A 15,783-nucleotide genomic window follows, 5' to 3' on the forward strand; every position below is an offset into this window, starting at 1 on the left:
GCGAAAGCCGGAACCCGTAATGGCTCGGTTTTTGCATAGCAAAAAGCCGCCCAAATATGAAATTTATTCTGGAATATACCGCGCCCGGTTTTTGTCTGTTTCAAAAACGTCAACCTTGCTTATTTTTCGGTTCGAGCTTTTTGAAAGATCCAGGCCTTTTTCTGAGAGGACTTTTAGCATATTTTTGTAAATGTAAACGGCGATTCTTTCTGCGCTCGGATTCTGGTCAAAGTCTGCAATTTCGTTTAGGTTTGTGTGGTCGATTTTTGACAGAACTTCCTTTAGGGCGGTTTTTAGAAGTGTAAAGTCCAAAAGCATTCCGCCTTTATCGAGGCTGTTTCCTTCTACGTGGACGTAGACTTTGTAGTTGTGTCCGTGAAGGTTTTCGCATTTTCCGTTGTAGTCGCGCAAAAAATGGGCCGCGGCAAAATCGTCAGTTATTCGTACTTCAAACATTTTTTTTCTCCGCTGGCGTTTTCTTTTTGTTCAAATTTTGCTTCTTCTGCCTTCCAGTCGTAACTGTCAATCCATCGGATTACTGGATCTCTCCAGTCGTCTGCGGCGACTCCTTCGAGCAAATAGCGTTCGTACATAAACGAAATGTATTCTTTTATTGAAGAAACGTCTTCCGGTTTTATAAGTTCTGTGCTTAAAAACATATCGTTTATAAAATTTGTCGCGTCGTTTGGCGAAAAGAGCGAAGGAAAAAGTTTTGTAATCATGTAAAGCGCCGCCGGAATGCAGTTTACAGAATGCTGCTTCATATACAGGACGGATTCTGCGATTTCAATTGCTTCGTTGTAAAGTTCTGTGTTTTTTTGGAAACATTCTGCGTCGCTTAAGCCGATATTCTTAAATTCGCGTTTAAAAAAGACTTCTGTCAGGGCTATAAGCGCAATGTGCAGGCTTGGAACGCACAGAAGATGAGGGTCGAAAGCATGGATTACTCTAAAATGAAAATTTTCTTTGTAGAGAGGGCGCTCTGTTGTGGAAAGCGAGTGACGGTACATTCGGCTTGCTTCTCTGTAGACTTTTGTTGCTGAGCTGAACCATGCGTTGCAAATTGGCGCGGCTTTTTTTAAGCCGAAGCGTCTTATGAGCATTGTAAGCGGGCGCAGAAAAAGATAGACAAAGTCCATATAAATGTAGACTTTTGACGGTGTAAAAGGAATTTTTTTGTCTAAAGGGGAGTCAACCTTGACGATTGGAATATGGTAGAATCCCCATTTTTCCAGAAATTGTGTTCCCAAATAGCTTTTTGCAACTGTGTACAAAAATTTCCACGAAACTTTTGCAGTCCTTGGCGACCACAAGAGCCGGAAATATGGATATACGCCGCTGAATGATTTTAATTTGCGGTTTGCGAATTTCTGGTCGCGTTTTTCTTTTCTTGTTAGCTTTTTTTCAGCCATTAAAAACTTCCTTTGCTATTGCTACGGACTGCATTGCATCTTTTGAGTAATAGTCCGCGCCTATTTGTGTGGCATAATCGGCTGTCAATACAGCGCCGCCCACCATTATTTTAACAGATTTTCCTATTTGTTTTAAGGCGGAACGCAGTAAAAGAATTGTTTTTTCCATATTTGTAACTGTTGTAGTCATAAGGGCGCTCAAGCCTACGAGTTTTATGTCGTGTTCTATGACGGTCTGTATTATTGTTTCGGGCGGAACATTTTTTCCAAGGTCGATTACTTCAAATCCGTAATTTTCGAGCATTGCCCTGACAATGTTTTTTCCAATATCGTGAATGTCGCCAAAAACTGTCGCAATTACAATCGTTCCTTTTGATTCTTCTGCCATTCCTGTTTCTTTAAGGAATGTTTTTATAACTTCAAAGGCATAGCTTACTGTGTCTGCGCTCAAAAGAAGTTGAGGCAAAAATTTCTGGCCTTTTTCAAAGTCTTTTCCAACCATGTCGAGCGCAGGAACAATGCATCTGTCAATTATAGAAACGGCTTTTGCTCCTTTTTCGAGCATTTTTTTTGCAAGCGGAGCGGACTGGTCTTTAAAGCCTTTGTAGATTATGTCGACAAGATTTTTTTCGTCCTCATTCAAATCTTCCGGAAGCTGCGAATATTCATTTTTAGGGCTTTTTGCTTTTTGCGCGTTTTTTGCAGGTGTTCCGGCATTTATTGCAGAAAGCTGTTCCTGGGTTACGTTGTAAACTGGAGCTGTCGTTCCGTTGTATTTTTGAATGTAATCAAGGCAGTTTTCGTCAAAATTTGCAAGCGCCCTGTAACCGCAATAAGTTTCCATCATCGGCTGGCTCAGCGGATTTATTATGCAGGCGTCAAGGCCGGAAAAGAGAGCCATTGCAAAAAATCTTGAATTGATTATGTCGCGGCGTGGAAGTCCAAAACTTATGTTTGAAACTCCGAGAATGAATTTTAATCCGTCTTTTCCAAATTCATCTTTTAAGAGTGAAATCGCACGGCAGGTTTCCAGCGCCTCTTTTTGCTGCGAGCTGACTGTCAAAGTCAATGTGTCGATTATGATGTCGCGGGTTGGGATTCCGTATTTGTGCGCTTCGGCAATAATTTTTCTTGCGACATTTGCCCTTCCTTCTGCTGTCGGCGCAATTCCGTTTTCGTCAATGCACAAGGCGACGACTGAGCCTCCGTAATGCTTTACCAAAGGTAAAATTTTGTCCATGACGTCTTTGCGGCCGTTTACGGAATTTATAAGGGCTTTTCCGTTGTAGTAGCGCAAGGCTTTTTCGATAACAGGAGCTTCCGAAGAGTCGATTTGCAGAGGAGTTGAAAAAGCGCTTTGAATTGTCTTGACCGCATCAACCATCATCTGAGCTTCGTCAATTCCTGGAAGTCCGACATTTACGTCAAGAATTTGTGAACCTGCGTTTATCTGGCTTTCTGCTTCTTCTAGCACAAAATTCATATCATGCGCTTTTAAAGCTTCTTTTACTTTTTTCTTTCCGGTCGGATTGATTCTTTCTCCGACAATCATTGGACCTGCGCTGCCTCCGATTTGAACTGTTCTATTGTAAGAGCATATAAGGGTGCTGTCTTTGTCGTCCGGCATATTTGGTTTTACAGGACCTGTTTTTTCAATTTTCTCAACAAGCGCTTTTATGTGTTCTGGCGTTGTTCCGCAGCAGCCTCCAAGAACGCAGGCTCCGTTCAGACGGTTTTTCTTTTGGCTTTCGGAGAATTCTTCCGGCCCGACAAGAAAAACGGTTTTTCCATTTTTTACGACAGGAATTCCCGCATTGACTTGAACAATTACCGGAGTGTGCGAATATTTCAGGAACTCAGAAGAAATTTTTTCTCCGTCTTCGAGCGAGCCTCCGCAGTTAAAACCAAGCACATCAACATGCAGGGCTTCAAGATAAGTTGCAACTGTTTGAACGTCGGCTCCGGTCAGGGTGCGCAGATTTTTTTGAAAAGTCATTGACGCGATAATTGGAAGCTTTGTGTTTTCTTGAACTGCAAGAACTGCGGCCTTAACTTCGTGCAAATCGGCCATTGTTTCAATCAGCGCAACGTCGTAACCGAGCTTTTCTGCAAGAATCGCAGTTTTTTTGTAAGTTTCGTATGCTTCGTCAAAAGTCAAATCGCCCATTGGCTCCAAAAGCCTTCCGATTTGAGAAGTGTTCCAGGCTTTGAAATGTGGACGGACAATTCCTTCAGCTTCGATTTCCGAAATTGCCTCTTCCATTATTTTTATAGAAGAAGACAGATATTTTTCCGTTGAATAGCGTGCGTTTTTTAATTTTAGCGGCAGCGCGCCAAAAGTGTTTGCTGTCAAAACATTTGAGCCGGCTTTTAAATACATTTTGTGAATATTTTTGATTATTTTTGGATGCTCAACAGAAACATCTTCTGGAATATCATAATCGCAAATGCCAGATGCCTGAATCATTGTGCCAATCGCGCCGTCCATAAAGACTGGAAGACCGTTAGAAAACTGTTCGCTTAAAAAATCTCGGAAATTCTTCTTCATAATCAGAAAAGTTTAATAAAATTTTTGATGACGTGCAATTATTGCCGCAGACGGTGGATTTTTTTTCAAAAAACGCGTAAAAGATGTGTGTTTTTTATTATTTGTTTACAATTATATTTATGTGAATAAAACAAAGTTTTCAAAAACTCTCAGGACAAAAATCTCGTTCCTTTTTCTTTTTTTGATGAATTTTTTCCGGCATGTTGAAGTTTTTTTTCTTGGCGGTGAAGAATGTCTGTGCTGCGGAAAAAACAGCGGAATAATTCCTGTCTGCAAAATCTGCCTTCAAAAACTTTTTGTTGAAAACGGAGCAAAACGCTGTTCGGTCTGCGGAAAAATTCTCGTGAGCGAAATTGAACTGTGTTCATCTTGCCGAAGCCAAAAAATTCTTTCTAGCGTAGATTCTTCTTTTTCTCTTTTTTCGTATCGGCTTTGGAAGAAAAATCTGCTTTTTGCCTGGAAAACTGAGGAAAAAAGAGTCCTTTCTCCGGTCTTTGCTTCGTTTGCTTTTAAAAAAATTGCAGAAATTTCAAAATTATGGAATTCTGAAGGTATAATTTTGCCTGTTGTGCCAGTTCCTCCTCGTCCTGGAAAAATTCGCCAGAAGGGCTGGGATCAAATTGATGAGCTTTGCTTTTATTTGCGGAATTTGTATGGAATTCAAACTTTGCCTTTTTTGAGGAGGCTTACTCGTTTTCAGCAGAAAAAATTGAACCGGCAGCATCGTCTTGAGCAGATAAAAAATGCCTTTGTTCTGCGCCCGCAAAAAGAAATTCAAAAATTACTAAAATCTCTTCCGGAAACTGTAGTTCTTCTTGATGATGTTATGACCACAGGAAGCACTCTTGAAGCCTGCGCTTTTGAATTAAAAAAGGCTGGAATTAAAAATATTATTGCGTTGACTTTGTTTATTGTTGATTAGGTTTGATTTTCTATTGGTTTGACGGTATAATTTCTAATAATTCGACTTTAAAGTTGACTATTAAAATATAAGAATAGAGGTACTTAATATTATGAAGGAAGAAATTCCAGGTTATACAGTAGCAGAAGCGGTAAAAGAAGCGCGCCGTTGTCTTAATTGTCCAAAACCGCTTTGCCGCACAGGCTGTCCGATCGAAAACGAAATTCCTCAGTTTAATCATGCGCTTGCTCAGGGAAATATTGGAGAAGCCTATAGAATTATCTCTCAAAAGAGCAATCTTCCTGCAATTTGCGGACGTGTTTGTCCTCACGAAAATCAGTGCGAAGGACATTGTGTTCTTTATAAGTCGGGAAAAGGGATAAAAATCGGTCGTATTGAAAAATTTATCGCAGATTTTTATTCAGAAAATCAGCTTTCTTCAGAAAAGTTAGTTCCAAAAACTAAAGGCAAGGTTGCTGTGATAGGCTCAGGTCCTGCTGGTCTTACTGTTGCAGGTGATTTGGCGCGCAAAGGCTACAATGTTGTAGTTTATGAAGGCGAGTCAGAACCGGGCGGTGTTTTGCTCTATGGAATTCCGGATTTCCGTCTTCCAAAAGAGGTTGTCCGCCGCGAAATTAAAAATATCGAGGCTCTCGGTGTAACTTTTGTATGCAATACAAGGGTCGGAACAGATATTACAATCGACAAAATGTTTGAAGAAGGATTTGAAGCTGTATTTATCGGTGCCGGAACATCAGTTGCAAAAGGACTTGGAATTCCTGGCGAAAACCTGAAAGGTGTAATTCAGTCTTCATATTTCCTTCGGATGACACGTCTTTTCCTTGATGAAAAAGTAGACCGCTCTGAAGTTCCTGTTGAGGAAGGCGACAGAGTTATCGTAATTGGAGCAGGAAATGTTGCAATGGATGCTTGCCGCACAGCTGTTATGATGAAGGCTTCTTCTGTTGTTGACTGCTATCGTCGTACAATTGAATTTATGAAGGCTGCGCATGCAGAATACGATGGAGCTGTAAAAGACGGAGTTGATTTTAGATGGGAACACACTCCGATTGAAGTTGTCGGCGAAAACGGAAAAGTTACTGGTCTTAAGGTTTCAACTCCTGAAGGAGAAAAAATTCTCCCGGCAGACAAGATTTTGATTGCTGTTGGTTCAAAGCCTGCTGGCATTGTAATTTCTTCGACAACCGGAATCGATGTAGATGAATCCGGATATGTAATTACAAAACAGACTCCTTACGGCATGACTACGAAAAATGGTGTTTTTGCTGGCGGTGATATTGTTCACAAGCCTGCGACAGTTGTTCTTGCAATGCGCGAAGCAAAAAAAGTTGCACAGGGAATTGCGGATTATATCGAAGCAAGAAAACTTCTTGGAGTTTAAGTTTTAAATTCGCTTGAAAAATAAATTCTCAGAATAAAGAGGTTAAAAAATGGCAGAAGGAACTCAGATTCAACTTGTAACATTTCAGCTTGGCGAGGAGCTTTATGGCGTTGATATTATGGACGTAAAAGAAATTGTAAAAGTCTGTGATGTACGCCAAATTCCGAATGCGCCTTATTACGTTGAAGGTATTTTTAACCTCCGAAGCGAGATTATTCCTGTAATGAACTTGCACAAGCGTTTTCAGATAAAAAAACTTGAGAGCTCATCAAACGAAGAAGAGTTCGACGGCGGTTTTATTATTTTGAATATTGATAACAACAAAATTGGAATCATCATTGATAAAATCGCCAGAGTTGTAACCGTTGATATGTCTGATGTAAAAGATCCTCCTCAGATGATTAGCGGAATTGGAACTGAGTACATTCAGGGTGTAATCCGTCAGGAGAACAATTATCTTATTATGCTCAATATCCGCAAACTGTTTAATCCAAAAGAACTTCAGAAAATTTTTGATTCAGAATAGATAGTTTTGGATTAAATCCGTGCCTAAAAAGAGGCAATAGATAAAAAAATAGGTTTCAGTAAAAAATGATTCAGACTTTCAGTTCTACGATACGCAGAAAAGAGATGGATGCGGTTTTAACCTGTATGGTTGACGAAAAAACTGGTCCAGGAGAACTCAATTCAAAATTTATTCAGGCGTTAAAGGAATTTTCTGGTTGTGACGGCGCCGTTGCCTTTAGAAGCCCTTCGATCGCCCTTTCTTATGCGCTAAAAGCTCTTGATTTGCCTGAGAATACTTCTGTTATGCTGAGCGCTCTGGCTCCTTTTTGGCAGTATGATGCAATTCAAAAACTTGGATATAAACCGCTTGTTTTGGATGTTGAAGAGCAGACTGGTCTAGTAAATGCAGAAATTGTTCAAAAAGGAATAAGTAACGGCGGAAGACTTTTGATTTTGCACGAAACAATGGGAATTCTTCCTCAAATCGAAGAAATTATTTCGCTTGGAATTCCTGTAATCGAAGATATTTCTCATTCTTTTGGAGCGGTCTTGCCGGAAAAAACGGAAAATGCCGAAACTGAAGAAAATTCAGAAAAAAAAGCCGGCAAAAAACTTGAGAGAAAGGCAGGTTCGTTTGGAATTTTTTCTATTCTTGGGCTTGAAGAATTTGATACTGTGACTGGCGGTGGCGGCGCTGTTTTAATGGCTCCTCAGCGCCGGGAATGGATTGTTTTAAAAAAATATACAGATTCTGCTCCGCGGACAGATATTTTGCCAGATATAAACAGCGCTCTTGCGTTTATTCAGCTAAAGGAATTCAACAGAAATGAGCAGGCAAGAAAGACTTTGTTCGCAGTTTTTCAGCGTTCTTTGATGAGTGGAAAAAACAGAACTTTTGTGAGGGACAGTGACAATGCTTCTACAATCTGGTCTTTTCCTGTTGTTTTGAACGGAAGTGTAAAAGACGTAAAGCAGTATGCTTCTAAAAAGGAAATTGAAATTCAGCCTGCATATTCTGACAGCGTAATCGCCCATCTTGATGAATCACAGCTGCAGGAGCTAAAAATAGCAAAATCTTTGAGCTTAAGGACGGTTTTGTTTCCTTTGTATCCTCGGCTTGGTTCAGAATCTGCCGCAAAAATTGCAAAAGTTTTGGGAACCCTGCCGTAATAAAAGATTGCAGTAAAAAGTTAATCCTAAAACTGAAGTTTTAATCTTGACTTTTTATGGGAGAGAATATGGTTCGTTGCTTAATCATCGTTAACACATATAAAGAAGAATCTCAAAAAATGGGAGCAGAAATAAAGTCTTACCTTGAAAAATGTGGAATTCGAGGCGATGTTTTTCTGTTCAATGGCTTTTGCGAGCAATATCCTTTTAGCGGATACGATTTTGTAATAACTTTGGGTGGCGACGGAACGGTGCTTTTTGCGGCCAGAGGTTGTGCGCCTGAAAAAATTCCTATTATTCCTGTAAATTTTGGAACCTTTGGTTTTATTGCCTCTGTTCAAAAAAATGAATGGAAAGAACAGCTGCATCAATTTTTGGACGGAAAATCTTTGATTGTCAGCCGCAGTATGCTTGAAACAGAGATAATTCGCGGTGGACTGAAACGTTTTTCGGCTGTAAGTTTGAATGATGTCGTTATTAGTGCTAAAAATTCTGCACACACAATTAATTTTGAAGTTGAATACGGAAAAACTCCTCTCGGCCGGTTTGTTGCCGACGGAATGATTCTTTCGACCGCAACAGGTTCGACAGCATATTCTGCAAGCGCAGGCGGTCCGATTATCGATCCTTATATCGATGCAATGTGTCTTACTTTAATAAATCCATTTAGTCTTTCGAGCCGGCCTTTGGTTTTGAGCCCGAAAAATGGCCTTTCTACAAAAATTCTTCCAAGCCGTGTAAGCGATGTAATAATTACGGTTGATGGGCAGATTCCGAACGATTTGCATGTCGACGACATAATAAAAATTCATCAGTCACCGCACAAAGCGCTTTTGGTTGGCTGCACTCAGGAAAAATTTTATAAATCATTGCGCCAGAAATTGAACTGGTCTGGAGGTCCAAATGCTTGAGGATTTAAGAATCAAAAATTTTGCCCTTATCGACAGTGCCAGTGTTGAGTTTAAAAACGGATTTACAGTTCTTTCTGGAGAAACTGGTGCCGGAAAATCGCTTTTAATCGGAGCGCTGACTTTTTTGCTCGGCGGAAAAGGCGGCGTTGAACATATAAGAACTGGTTGTCAGACAGCTCAGGTTTCTGGAACTTTTTACATAAAAGGACTTTCGTCTCCTGTTGATTCATCAAAAATAAACGAAGATGACATAAAAACTCCTGCGCAATGGCTTTATGTGCATGGAATTGAGAGCGAAGATGATAGAATTCTGATTCGCCGTGCAGTTCGCGATACTGGAAAATCTGCCGCCTGGATAGGCGACACTCCTGTCACTCGGGCGGATTTGGCTTCGTTTTGCAATTTTTTAATCGACATTCACGGTCAGCACGAGCATCAGTCGTTGATGCGCGTTAGCGAGCACCGAAAATTTCTTGATTCGTTTGCCGGTTTGGACGAAAAAGTTGAAGAATTTACGGCTCTTTATTCAAATTTGGTTGCAAAGCGCAGAAATTTGGATGAACTTTTGTCTGACGATAAAACACGCGCTCAAAAAATCGATGTTCTTACATTTTCTGTAAAAGAAATTGAAGATGCAAAACTAAAAAAAGGCGAAGACAGAGAGCTTGAGGACGAAGAAAAGAGGCTTTCTTCATTTGAAAAACTTTACGAAGACATAGATTCTATCTGCCAGACTTTGGAAAGCGCAGAAAGTTCTAGCGGAGCGGTTTTGCTCTTAAAGAAAATCCGTTCCGTAGCACAGCACGCCTGTCAGCTTGATAAAAATCTTGAATCTCTGGATAGCCGTCTTGAAAGCGCATTTTATGAACTTTCGGACATTGCAGGTGAATATTCTTCCTATAAAAACAGTCTTGTTTTTGATCCTGAGAGACTTGCTTTTGTTCAGGACAGGCTTACTTTGATTTATAATTTAAAGAAAAAATATGCTTCGTCGGTCAATGCGCCGGTTGAAGAAGTGATTCAATTCGGACTTGACGCGCAAAAAAGGCTTGCAGAGCTTAGTGGCGGCGAAAAAAACAAGGATTCCTTAAAAGCGGAAATTGCCGGGCTTGAAAAGAATGTCTATAAGCAGGCAAAAGAGATTTCTGACAGCCGGAAAATTGCCGCTCAAAAAATGTCCGGGCAGGTTATGGCGATTTTAAAAACTTTGGGAATGAAAGATACGCGGTTTGCAGTCAATGTTGCGGAAAAAAATGGCTCTCAAATCGAACAGAAATGCGGTCCTTATGGAATGGACGATATTGAATTTTTGATTGCGGCCAATCCCGGTAATCCGCTTCAAAGCCTTGCTAAAATTGCTTCTGGCGGTGAATTGAGCCGCGTTATGCTTGCATTAAAAACTGTTCTTGCGGAAACAGACAGTGTCGGAACCCTTGTTTTTGATGAAATCGATACGGGAATCGGTGGAGAAGTTGCGGTTTCTGTAGGACAGCATTTAAAAAATCTTGCAAAAAAATGTCAAATTTTATGTATAACACATCTTGCCAGCATAGCTGTTTATGCCGATAATCAGCTTAAGATTACAAAGAGTGTTTCTGAAGGAATGACAAATACCGAAGTTTCTCCGATTGAAGGAGAGCAGAGGGTTGCCGAAATTGCGCGTATGCTTTCCGGTGATGCGGCGAGTCAGGAATCTTTGGAACATGCAAAATCAATGCTTGCAAAATTTTCGGGTACTGGAGAAAGCTAATGGCGAAGATTTCAACAGAAAACAGAGAGCTTTTTAATGAAAAAATTGTTCCATACAAAGATGAAATAAATGCTCATCTTGAAAAAGAAAAAGAGGTTCTTGCTTTAATCGAGAAAGAAAAAAACAATGTCGGCTATAAAAAACTTTTTCTTTGCGAAGATCAGATTTATATTGCAACGATGTGGATTGCAATAAACAATCTTTCTGTCGAAATTCTTGATACTAAAAATAATGATGCTCTCAACGACGCAAGAAAATGTCTTTACAAGGCAATAATTCAGCTTGAAGAAGTTGTTACTGCTGTTATAAATTGCCCTTACATCGAAATTGAAGACAAAGTTGCCGAAATCGAAAATACTCCTCTTGAAAAAAGATTTTATCTTGTAAAAAAACTTGGACTTGCAATTCAACTTTTGGTTGACGCTTTCGGAGAAAATACGAAATGGAAGTGGTCTTTTGTTGAGCTTAGAGGCCGTTTTTGTACAGTTGCAAAAAACCTTATTCCAATGAAACAAGCCTGCAAAGATTATTTTGATCCTCGTTCTGCAGATTACGACAATACAGTTTATTATATTCGGCTTGTTTTAAAACTTTTGGATCAGTCTGCAACTCAATATCGCGACCGGTATGAACTTTCAACGCATCGCATTGACGATATGAACGCGGCGATAAACTATCTTCTTGCATTGCGCCGCCTTCAGATTTTATTAGGTATGAAAGATGAAGCAGAAGAAACTAAAAAGAAAGCTGTGGTTTGGAAAGAAAAACTTGATGCAGATCATAAGTCAGGAATTGCCAGCTAAAATATGCTTAATAAAAAATTCATTCTAAAATTATTTGAAGGTTTTTCTATTCAACGATGGAACGATTTGGTCCGGCCTTTTGAACTTGTAGAAATGGACAAGGCGGCGGAACGAATGATTGTTGCGTACATAATTGGAAAATACGAAGAAAAAGCCGGAAATAAAATTGACTGGGAATGGATTATAAACGCCTCTCTTTTTGAGCTTCTAAAAAAAATTGCATTGTGCGACATAAAAAGTCCTGTTCAGCAGATGATTCGCCGTCAGTTTCCGCAGGAATATCTAAAACTGAATGAATGGGTTTTAAAACAGTACAAAGACATAATTGAAGACGAAACTCTTTATTCAGATTTTACACTTTATATTGCACGTACTGCCGGAAATTTTCCTATGCCAAAGGAACTTGAGCTTTCTGCGCGGGTTTTGCGTGCTGCCCATAAATTTGCTTCAATGCGCGAACTTCAGATGATTGAATGTGTAAACGAAGAAGAGCGGATTGTAAAAATCAAAAAGGATTTGAATCAGGAAATTCAGAAATATCTGGATTTGCGCGGAATGCAGCTTCTTGTTACGAGGCAGCGGCCGTTCGATTTTATTATGATGATTGAACAGCTGCGTTTTCAGACAAGATGGAATCAAACTCCGAGAGTTCCAAAGACAAGCGTGCTTGGACATTGCTATTTTGTTGCCGCCCTTACTGTTCTTTTGATGAGGGACACAAAAGTTAAAATGTGCCCAAAGCGTCTTTTTAACGACTTTTTTTCGGCTCTTTTTCACGATTTGCCGGAAGCCGTAACACGAGATATTATTTCTCCTGTAAAGCAGGCAACCGACGCTCTTCCTGACATTGTAAAAAAAATCGAGGATGAAATAGTCAACCGCGAACTTGTTCCTCTTATGGATGATTTTTATGCTGACGAAATTATTTATTTTACAAATGACGAGTTTTCAAACCGAATTCAGCAAAAGCAAAAAAACGGAAATAAAAAGGTTCAGAAAGTTGAATGGGAAGATTTGAACGGAAAATACAATTTTGACGAATTTAATCCTGTTGACGGAAAAACTGTCCGTCTTGCCGACCATTTGAGCGCATTGATAGAAGCGGACCGTTCAATAAAATATGGAATTACGAGCGCGCATCTTCGTGGCGGAAGAAAACACACCTTGAACGGATATGCAAAAGGACTTGTTATAAACGGCATAGAAATTCGAAAAATTTTTGATGAAGTTGTTTCTGACTAAAAAGCCGCAGTTCGCTTTTTAAATTGGCATTTTTTTATAAAAAACTGTAATTATATTTTTTTTGCCTTTAAAACATATATTTTTTGCCGAAAATATATGAGTTATGAAGTCTGTATTTTTTAAAAATGTAAAAACTGCAATTTTTTTTACTGGAGTCAGTGTTTTTTGTTCAGGTTTTTTGTCTGCTGAATTGACTCATACTGTTCAAAAAGGCGAAACTCTTTATTCAATTTCAAAAAAATATAATACAACGGTTCAATCGATTGCAGATGTAAACAAAATTGGCGGTACAGATATAAAGATCGGACAAAAACTTGTAATTCCGGAAAAAAGCGGAGCGGTTCAAGCAAAAACAAATGATTCTGCTTCAAAAAATGATTCAAAAAGCGGCTCTAAAACCGAAAAAAGCAATTTTGAAAAAAATACTCAGGCTTATACAGTCAAAAAAGGCGACACTTGGTACGCAATTGCCAGAAATTTTTCGGTAAGTGTAAAGCAGCTTTACGAATTGAATGGAACAGACGAAAAATCTGGACTTAAGGTCGGGCAAAAAATAAAAATTCCGGCACTTTCTGCGGTTGCTTCTAATCAGAATGTAAAAAATACTGAAACTTCAAAAACTACTGCCCCGACATCAAAAAATTCTGAATTAAAAAATCAGTTGCCGTCCGTGATTGTCGATACTCATAATTATTCTGAAAAAAAAGGCGATCCGAACCTTGTCTGGCCTGTTCAAAAGCCTGAAGTTGCTTACGTAAACGGAAAAGTTAGCGGCGTAACGCTCAGTGCAAAAAAGGACGAGCCTGTCGATGCAATAAAGTCTGGAACTGTAATGTTTAGCGGAACTTACCGCGGTTTTGGAAACGTTGTCTTTATTCAAAGCAAAACCGGCCATATTTACGCATACACCGGACTTGGAAAAGTTTTGGTTTCTAAAGGCGATTATATCGATTTTAAAACTCAGATTGGAACGGCAGGAATTGACAGTTATTCTTCAAAAAGCCAAATAAGCCTTATGGTTTTTCAGAACGGACTTCCGATTGACCCTGCAAAAGCTCCTCGTGGCTAGTTTTTGGCAAAATCTGCGGTTTGAGAATTTTATATCGTTTTTTTAGTGGGAATTTATATTTCTTCTATTGAATTTGGATTTTGGTTTTCGGCCAAATTTTCGCTATCCAAAGAAACAAATTTAACATCTGCTTCCGATGTGATTTTTTCGCGTATGATTACCTTTATATTTTTGCAGACAAGAGTTGTAATGTTTAAGGTTTGACCGAAACGGTTTGAATAAGTTGAATTTGTCTGAGCAATGCTGTCTGTTTTTAGATAAATGTGGAGTTCACTTTTTATATATTCAATCATGTCGGAAAAGTTTATCCGTTTGTTGAATTCCATGTCCCGTTGAATGTAATCAATTGCTTCAAAATTCGAAAGATTGCTTTTCAGTTTTGTTTCCATTTTTGCCTGCCTTATAACAATGCCTGGACTGCGAGAGAATATGTTTGTTCCGAGTAGATTCTAGGCCTCTGTTTTTTCTTTTTTTGCGGAACTGGCATTTTTATTAAAATTTTAAATATTTCGGCACAGACTTTTGCATCGTCAAAGGCGCGATGTGCATGTCCCTTGTCTATGCTGAACTGGTCTGCAAGAAATGTCTGTTTCCAGCTTTTGTTTTCTGGCAGCATAATCCTGCTTAGTCTGAGCGTGTCGACTGCGCTGTTTTGCAGCGGCAAAAAACCGAGACGTTGTGATTCTGCGTTCATAAAACGAAGATCAAATTGTGCATTGTGCGCCAGTAAAATTGTTCCTTTGCAAAAATTTCTGAATTCTGGAATGATTTTTTCTGCTAAAGGAGCATTTTCCAGCATTTTGTCGTTGATTCCTGTCAAGCCAACAATAAACGGATTTAACGGAGATTGAGCTTTTATTAAAGATGAAAATTTTTCAAGAACTCTGTCCTTTGTAAATTTTACTGCGCCGATTTCGATTATGTTCGAATTTTCTGGATTTTGTCCGGAAGTTTCTGTGTCAAAGGCACAAAAAACAGCGCCTTCTTCATAAAGAGAGAGAATTTTTTTGTTTGACGCAATCAAGTGCAGGTTATTGTTCATGAATAAAACTTGGACTGCCAGCTTTTGCAATTTGTTTTGCCGGCAGTCCATTTTTTTTAATTATTTTGCATTTTCAAGAAGATTTTTGATTTCTTTTGAAATTAAATCGCAGCTTTCTGCCGATTCTTTCTTCGCCTCGTCGAGAGTTCCTTTGACCTCAGTCCGTGAGTTGATATAGAACTTGATTTTAGGCTCTGTTCCTGACGGGCGCGCTGAAACGATTGTTCCGCCCTCAAGCACAAACTGGAGAACATTTGACTTTGGAAGCGCGATTTTTGACTTTTCAGCCGGTTTTTCAGGATTGTAAGAGACGCTTTCCTGAATGTCGCGGATTTCAAGAACTTTCTTTCCGCCGAGAACTTTTAAGCCTTCCGCGCGGAGCTTTGTCATAATTCCTGCCATGACTTCTTTTCCAGCCGAGCCAGGAAAATACTGGGAAATCGCTCTGTCCTCGAAGAATCCGTACTCTTTCCACATATCGTCAAGATGCTCGAGAATTGATTTTCCTTTTGAAGCCCAGTAAAGCGTCATTTCCGCGCACATTGCGGCCGCTGAAACGCCGTCCTTGTCCATCACTTCTTTTTCGACTTTGTAGCCGTAAGACTCTTCAAGACCGAAAACGTAATTTTCTGAGCCGTCTTTTTCAAATTCGTCTTCGACTGCGGCAATCCATTTGAATCCTGTCAAACACTCGTGCATTTTCACGCCGAATTTCTTGCAGATGTAGTCGCAGAAAGGAGACGTTACGATTGAGCGGATTGCGGCCGGGCTTGCAGGCATTTTTCCAAGCTCTTTTCTTGAAAGAAGGACGTACTCGCACAAAAGCGCGCCCATCTGGTTTCCTGAGACGAGGACGAATTTTCCGTCTTTTCCAGGGAATGCAGTTCCGAATCTGTCTGCGTCCGGGTCGGTCGCCATTACGCAGTCAGCCTTTTCTTTTTCGCCAAGCTCAACTGCGAGCTTAAGCGCCGGAGCTTCCTCCGGGTTCGGCTTTTCAACTGTCGGGAATCTTCCGTCCGGCTCTCT

At 39.8% G+C, this 15,783-nt stretch carries 14 protein-coding genes and 1 pseudogene; 9 read left to right on the forward strand and 6 right to left on the reverse strand.

Going from position 1 to position 15,783, the window contains the following annotated elements:
- Positions 1–63: 63 nt before the first annotated feature.
- The 3 genes from queD to B4N75_RS05830 are packed head-to-tail and all read right to left on the reverse strand — an operon-like array spanning position 64 to position 3,960.
- Positions 64–456, reverse strand: coding sequence for a 6-carboxytetrahydropterin synthase QueD (gene queD, locus B4N75_RS05820; RefSeq protein ID WP_296669072.1), 393 nt, complete (start codon positions 454–456; stop codon positions 64–66).
- Positions 438–1,412 (reverse strand): hypothetical protein, encoded by a 975-nt coding sequence (locus B4N75_RS05825; RefSeq protein WP_296669071.1) that lies wholly within the window; start codon positions 1,410–1,412, stop codon positions 438–440. Before B4N75_RS05825 ends, queD begins: the two co-directional genes overlap by 19 nt.
- On the reverse strand, positions 1,405–3,960 hold the full coding sequence (locus B4N75_RS05830) for a homocysteine S-methyltransferase family protein (RefSeq protein ID WP_296706830.1): 2,556 nt from the start codon (positions 3,958–3,960) through the stop codon (positions 1,405–1,407). The genes B4N75_RS05825 and B4N75_RS05830 overlap by 8 nt, the downstream gene beginning before the upstream one ends.
- 121 nt (positions 3,961–4,081) lie before the next feature.
- On the opposite strand from B4N75_RS05830, the gene B4N75_RS05835 reads away from it, so the two are divergent.
- From B4N75_RS05835 to B4N75_RS05875, 9 genes are all read left to right on the forward strand, one after another.
- Complete coding sequence (locus tag B4N75_RS05835; RefSeq protein ID WP_296669068.1) at positions 4,082–4,882, forward strand: ComF family protein; 801 nt, start codon at positions 4,082–4,084, stop codon at positions 4,880–4,882.
- 91 nt (positions 4,883–4,973) lie between these two features.
- The gene (locus B4N75_RS05840) at positions 4,974–6,263 is read left to right on the forward strand and encodes an NAD(P)-dependent oxidoreductase (protein ID WP_296669065.1); all 1,290 of its coding nucleotides are present in this window, start codon (positions 4,974–4,976) and stop codon (positions 6,261–6,263) included.
- Positions 6,264–6,312: 49 nt separating this feature from the next.
- Positions 6,313–6,789 (forward strand): chemotaxis protein CheW, encoded by a 477-nt coding sequence (locus B4N75_RS05845; RefSeq protein WP_296020855.1) that lies wholly within the window; start codon positions 6,313–6,315, stop codon positions 6,787–6,789.
- 65 nt (positions 6,790–6,854) lie between these two features.
- Positions 6,855–7,940 (forward strand): DegT/DnrJ/EryC1/StrS family aminotransferase, encoded by a 1,086-nt coding sequence (locus tag B4N75_RS05850; RefSeq protein ID WP_296669063.1) that lies wholly within the window; start codon positions 6,855–6,857, stop codon positions 7,938–7,940.
- Between the two features lie 68 nt (positions 7,941–8,008).
- Positions 8,009–8,851 carry an NAD(+)/NADH kinase gene (locus tag B4N75_RS05855; protein WP_296020841.1) on the forward strand — a complete coding sequence of 281 codons (843 nt, stop codon included), beginning with the start codon at positions 8,009–8,011 and terminating at the stop codon, positions 8,849–8,851.
- Positions 8,844–10,601 carry a DNA repair protein RecN gene (gene recN, locus B4N75_RS05860; protein WP_296706832.1) on the forward strand — a complete coding sequence of 586 codons (1,758 nt, stop codon included), beginning with the start codon at positions 8,844–8,846 and terminating at the stop codon, positions 10,599–10,601. Before B4N75_RS05855 ends, recN begins: the two co-directional genes overlap by 8 nt.
- Positions 10,601–11,404, forward strand: a complete 804-nt coding sequence (locus B4N75_RS05865; RefSeq protein ID WP_296020826.1) for a hypothetical protein — start codon at positions 10,601–10,603, stop codon at positions 11,402–11,404. Before recN ends, B4N75_RS05865 begins: the two co-directional genes overlap by 1 nt.
- Positions 11,405–11,407: 3 nt before the next feature.
- A complete protein-coding gene (locus B4N75_RS05870; protein WP_296020820.1) occupies positions 11,408–12,646 on the forward strand; it encodes an HD domain-containing protein in 1,239 nt (412 codons plus the stop codon).
- 103 nt (positions 12,647–12,749) lie between these two features.
- Positions 12,750–13,715 (forward strand): LysM peptidoglycan-binding domain-containing protein, encoded by a 966-nt coding sequence (locus tag B4N75_RS05875; protein ID WP_296020811.1) that lies wholly within the window; start codon positions 12,750–12,752, stop codon positions 13,713–13,715.
- Between the two features lie 53 nt (positions 13,716–13,768).
- Here B4N75_RS05875 and B4N75_RS05880 read toward each other — a convergent pair whose 3' ends face one another.
- The 3 genes and pseudogenes from B4N75_RS05880 to B4N75_RS05890 form a co-directional block, all read right to left on the reverse strand.
- Positions 13,769–14,104 (reverse strand): hypothetical protein, encoded by a 336-nt coding sequence (locus B4N75_RS05880; protein WP_296669060.1) that lies wholly within the window; start codon positions 14,102–14,104, stop codon positions 13,769–13,771.
- 11 nt (positions 14,105–14,115) lie between these two features.
- Positions 14,116–14,757, reverse strand: a complete 642-nt coding sequence (locus B4N75_RS05885; protein WP_296706835.1) for a 3'-5' exonuclease — start codon at positions 14,755–14,757, stop codon at positions 14,116–14,118.
- A gap of 60 nt (positions 14,758–14,817) precedes the next feature.
- A pseudogene (locus B4N75_RS05890) lies at positions 14,818–15,783 on the reverse strand (phospho-sugar mutase); the annotation flags it as partial.

The organism is Treponema sp. UBA7570 (assembly GCA_002477955.1).
Lineage (GTDB): Bacteria > Spirochaetota > Spirochaetia > Treponematales > Treponemataceae > Treponema_D.

Excerpts from the sequence above, each read along its gene's own strand:
- B4N75_RS05875 (WP_296020811.1), top strand. The coding sequence starts at position 12,750 with ATGAAGTCTGTATTTTTTAAAAATGTAAAAACTGCAATTTTTTTTACT.
- queD (WP_296669072.1), bottom strand. The coding sequence starts at position 456 with ATGTTTGAAGTACGAATAACTGACGATTTTGCCGCGGCCCATTTTTTG.
- B4N75_RS05840 (WP_296669065.1), top strand. The coding sequence starts at position 4,974 with ATGAAGGAAGAAATTCCAGGTTATACAGTAGCAGAAGCGGTAAAAGAA.
- B4N75_RS05885 (WP_296706835.1), bottom strand. The coding sequence starts at position 14,757 with ATGAACAATAACCTGCACTTGATTGCGTCAAACAAAAAAATTCTCTCT.
- B4N75_RS05870 (WP_296020820.1), top strand. The coding sequence starts at position 11,408 with ATGCTTAATAAAAAATTCATTCTAAAATTATTTGAAGGTTTTTCTATT.
- B4N75_RS05855 (WP_296020841.1), top strand. The coding sequence starts at position 8,009 with ATGGTTCGTTGCTTAATCATCGTTAACACATATAAAGAAGAATCTCAA.
- B4N75_RS05880 (WP_296669060.1), bottom strand. The coding sequence starts at position 14,104 with ATGGAAACAAAACTGAAAAGCAATCTTTCGAATTTTGAAGCAATTGAT.
- B4N75_RS05845 (WP_296020855.1), top strand. The coding sequence starts at position 6,313 with ATGGCAGAAGGAACTCAGATTCAACTTGTAACATTTCAGCTTGGCGAG.
- B4N75_RS05830 (WP_296706830.1), bottom strand. The coding sequence starts at position 3,960 with ATGAAGAAGAATTTCCGAGATTTTTTAAGCGAACAGTTTTCTAACGGT.
- recN (WP_296706832.1), top strand. The coding sequence starts at position 8,844 with ATGCTTGAGGATTTAAGAATCAAAAATTTTGCCCTTATCGACAGTGCC.
- B4N75_RS05865 (WP_296020826.1), top strand. The coding sequence starts at position 10,601 with ATGGCGAAGATTTCAACAGAAAACAGAGAGCTTTTTAATGAAAAAATT.
- B4N75_RS05850 (WP_296669063.1), top strand. The coding sequence starts at position 6,855 with ATGATTCAGACTTTCAGTTCTACGATACGCAGAAAAGAGATGGATGCG.
- B4N75_RS05825 (WP_296669071.1), bottom strand. The coding sequence starts at position 1,412 with ATGGCTGAAAAAAAGCTAACAAGAAAAGAAAAACGCGACCAGAAATTC.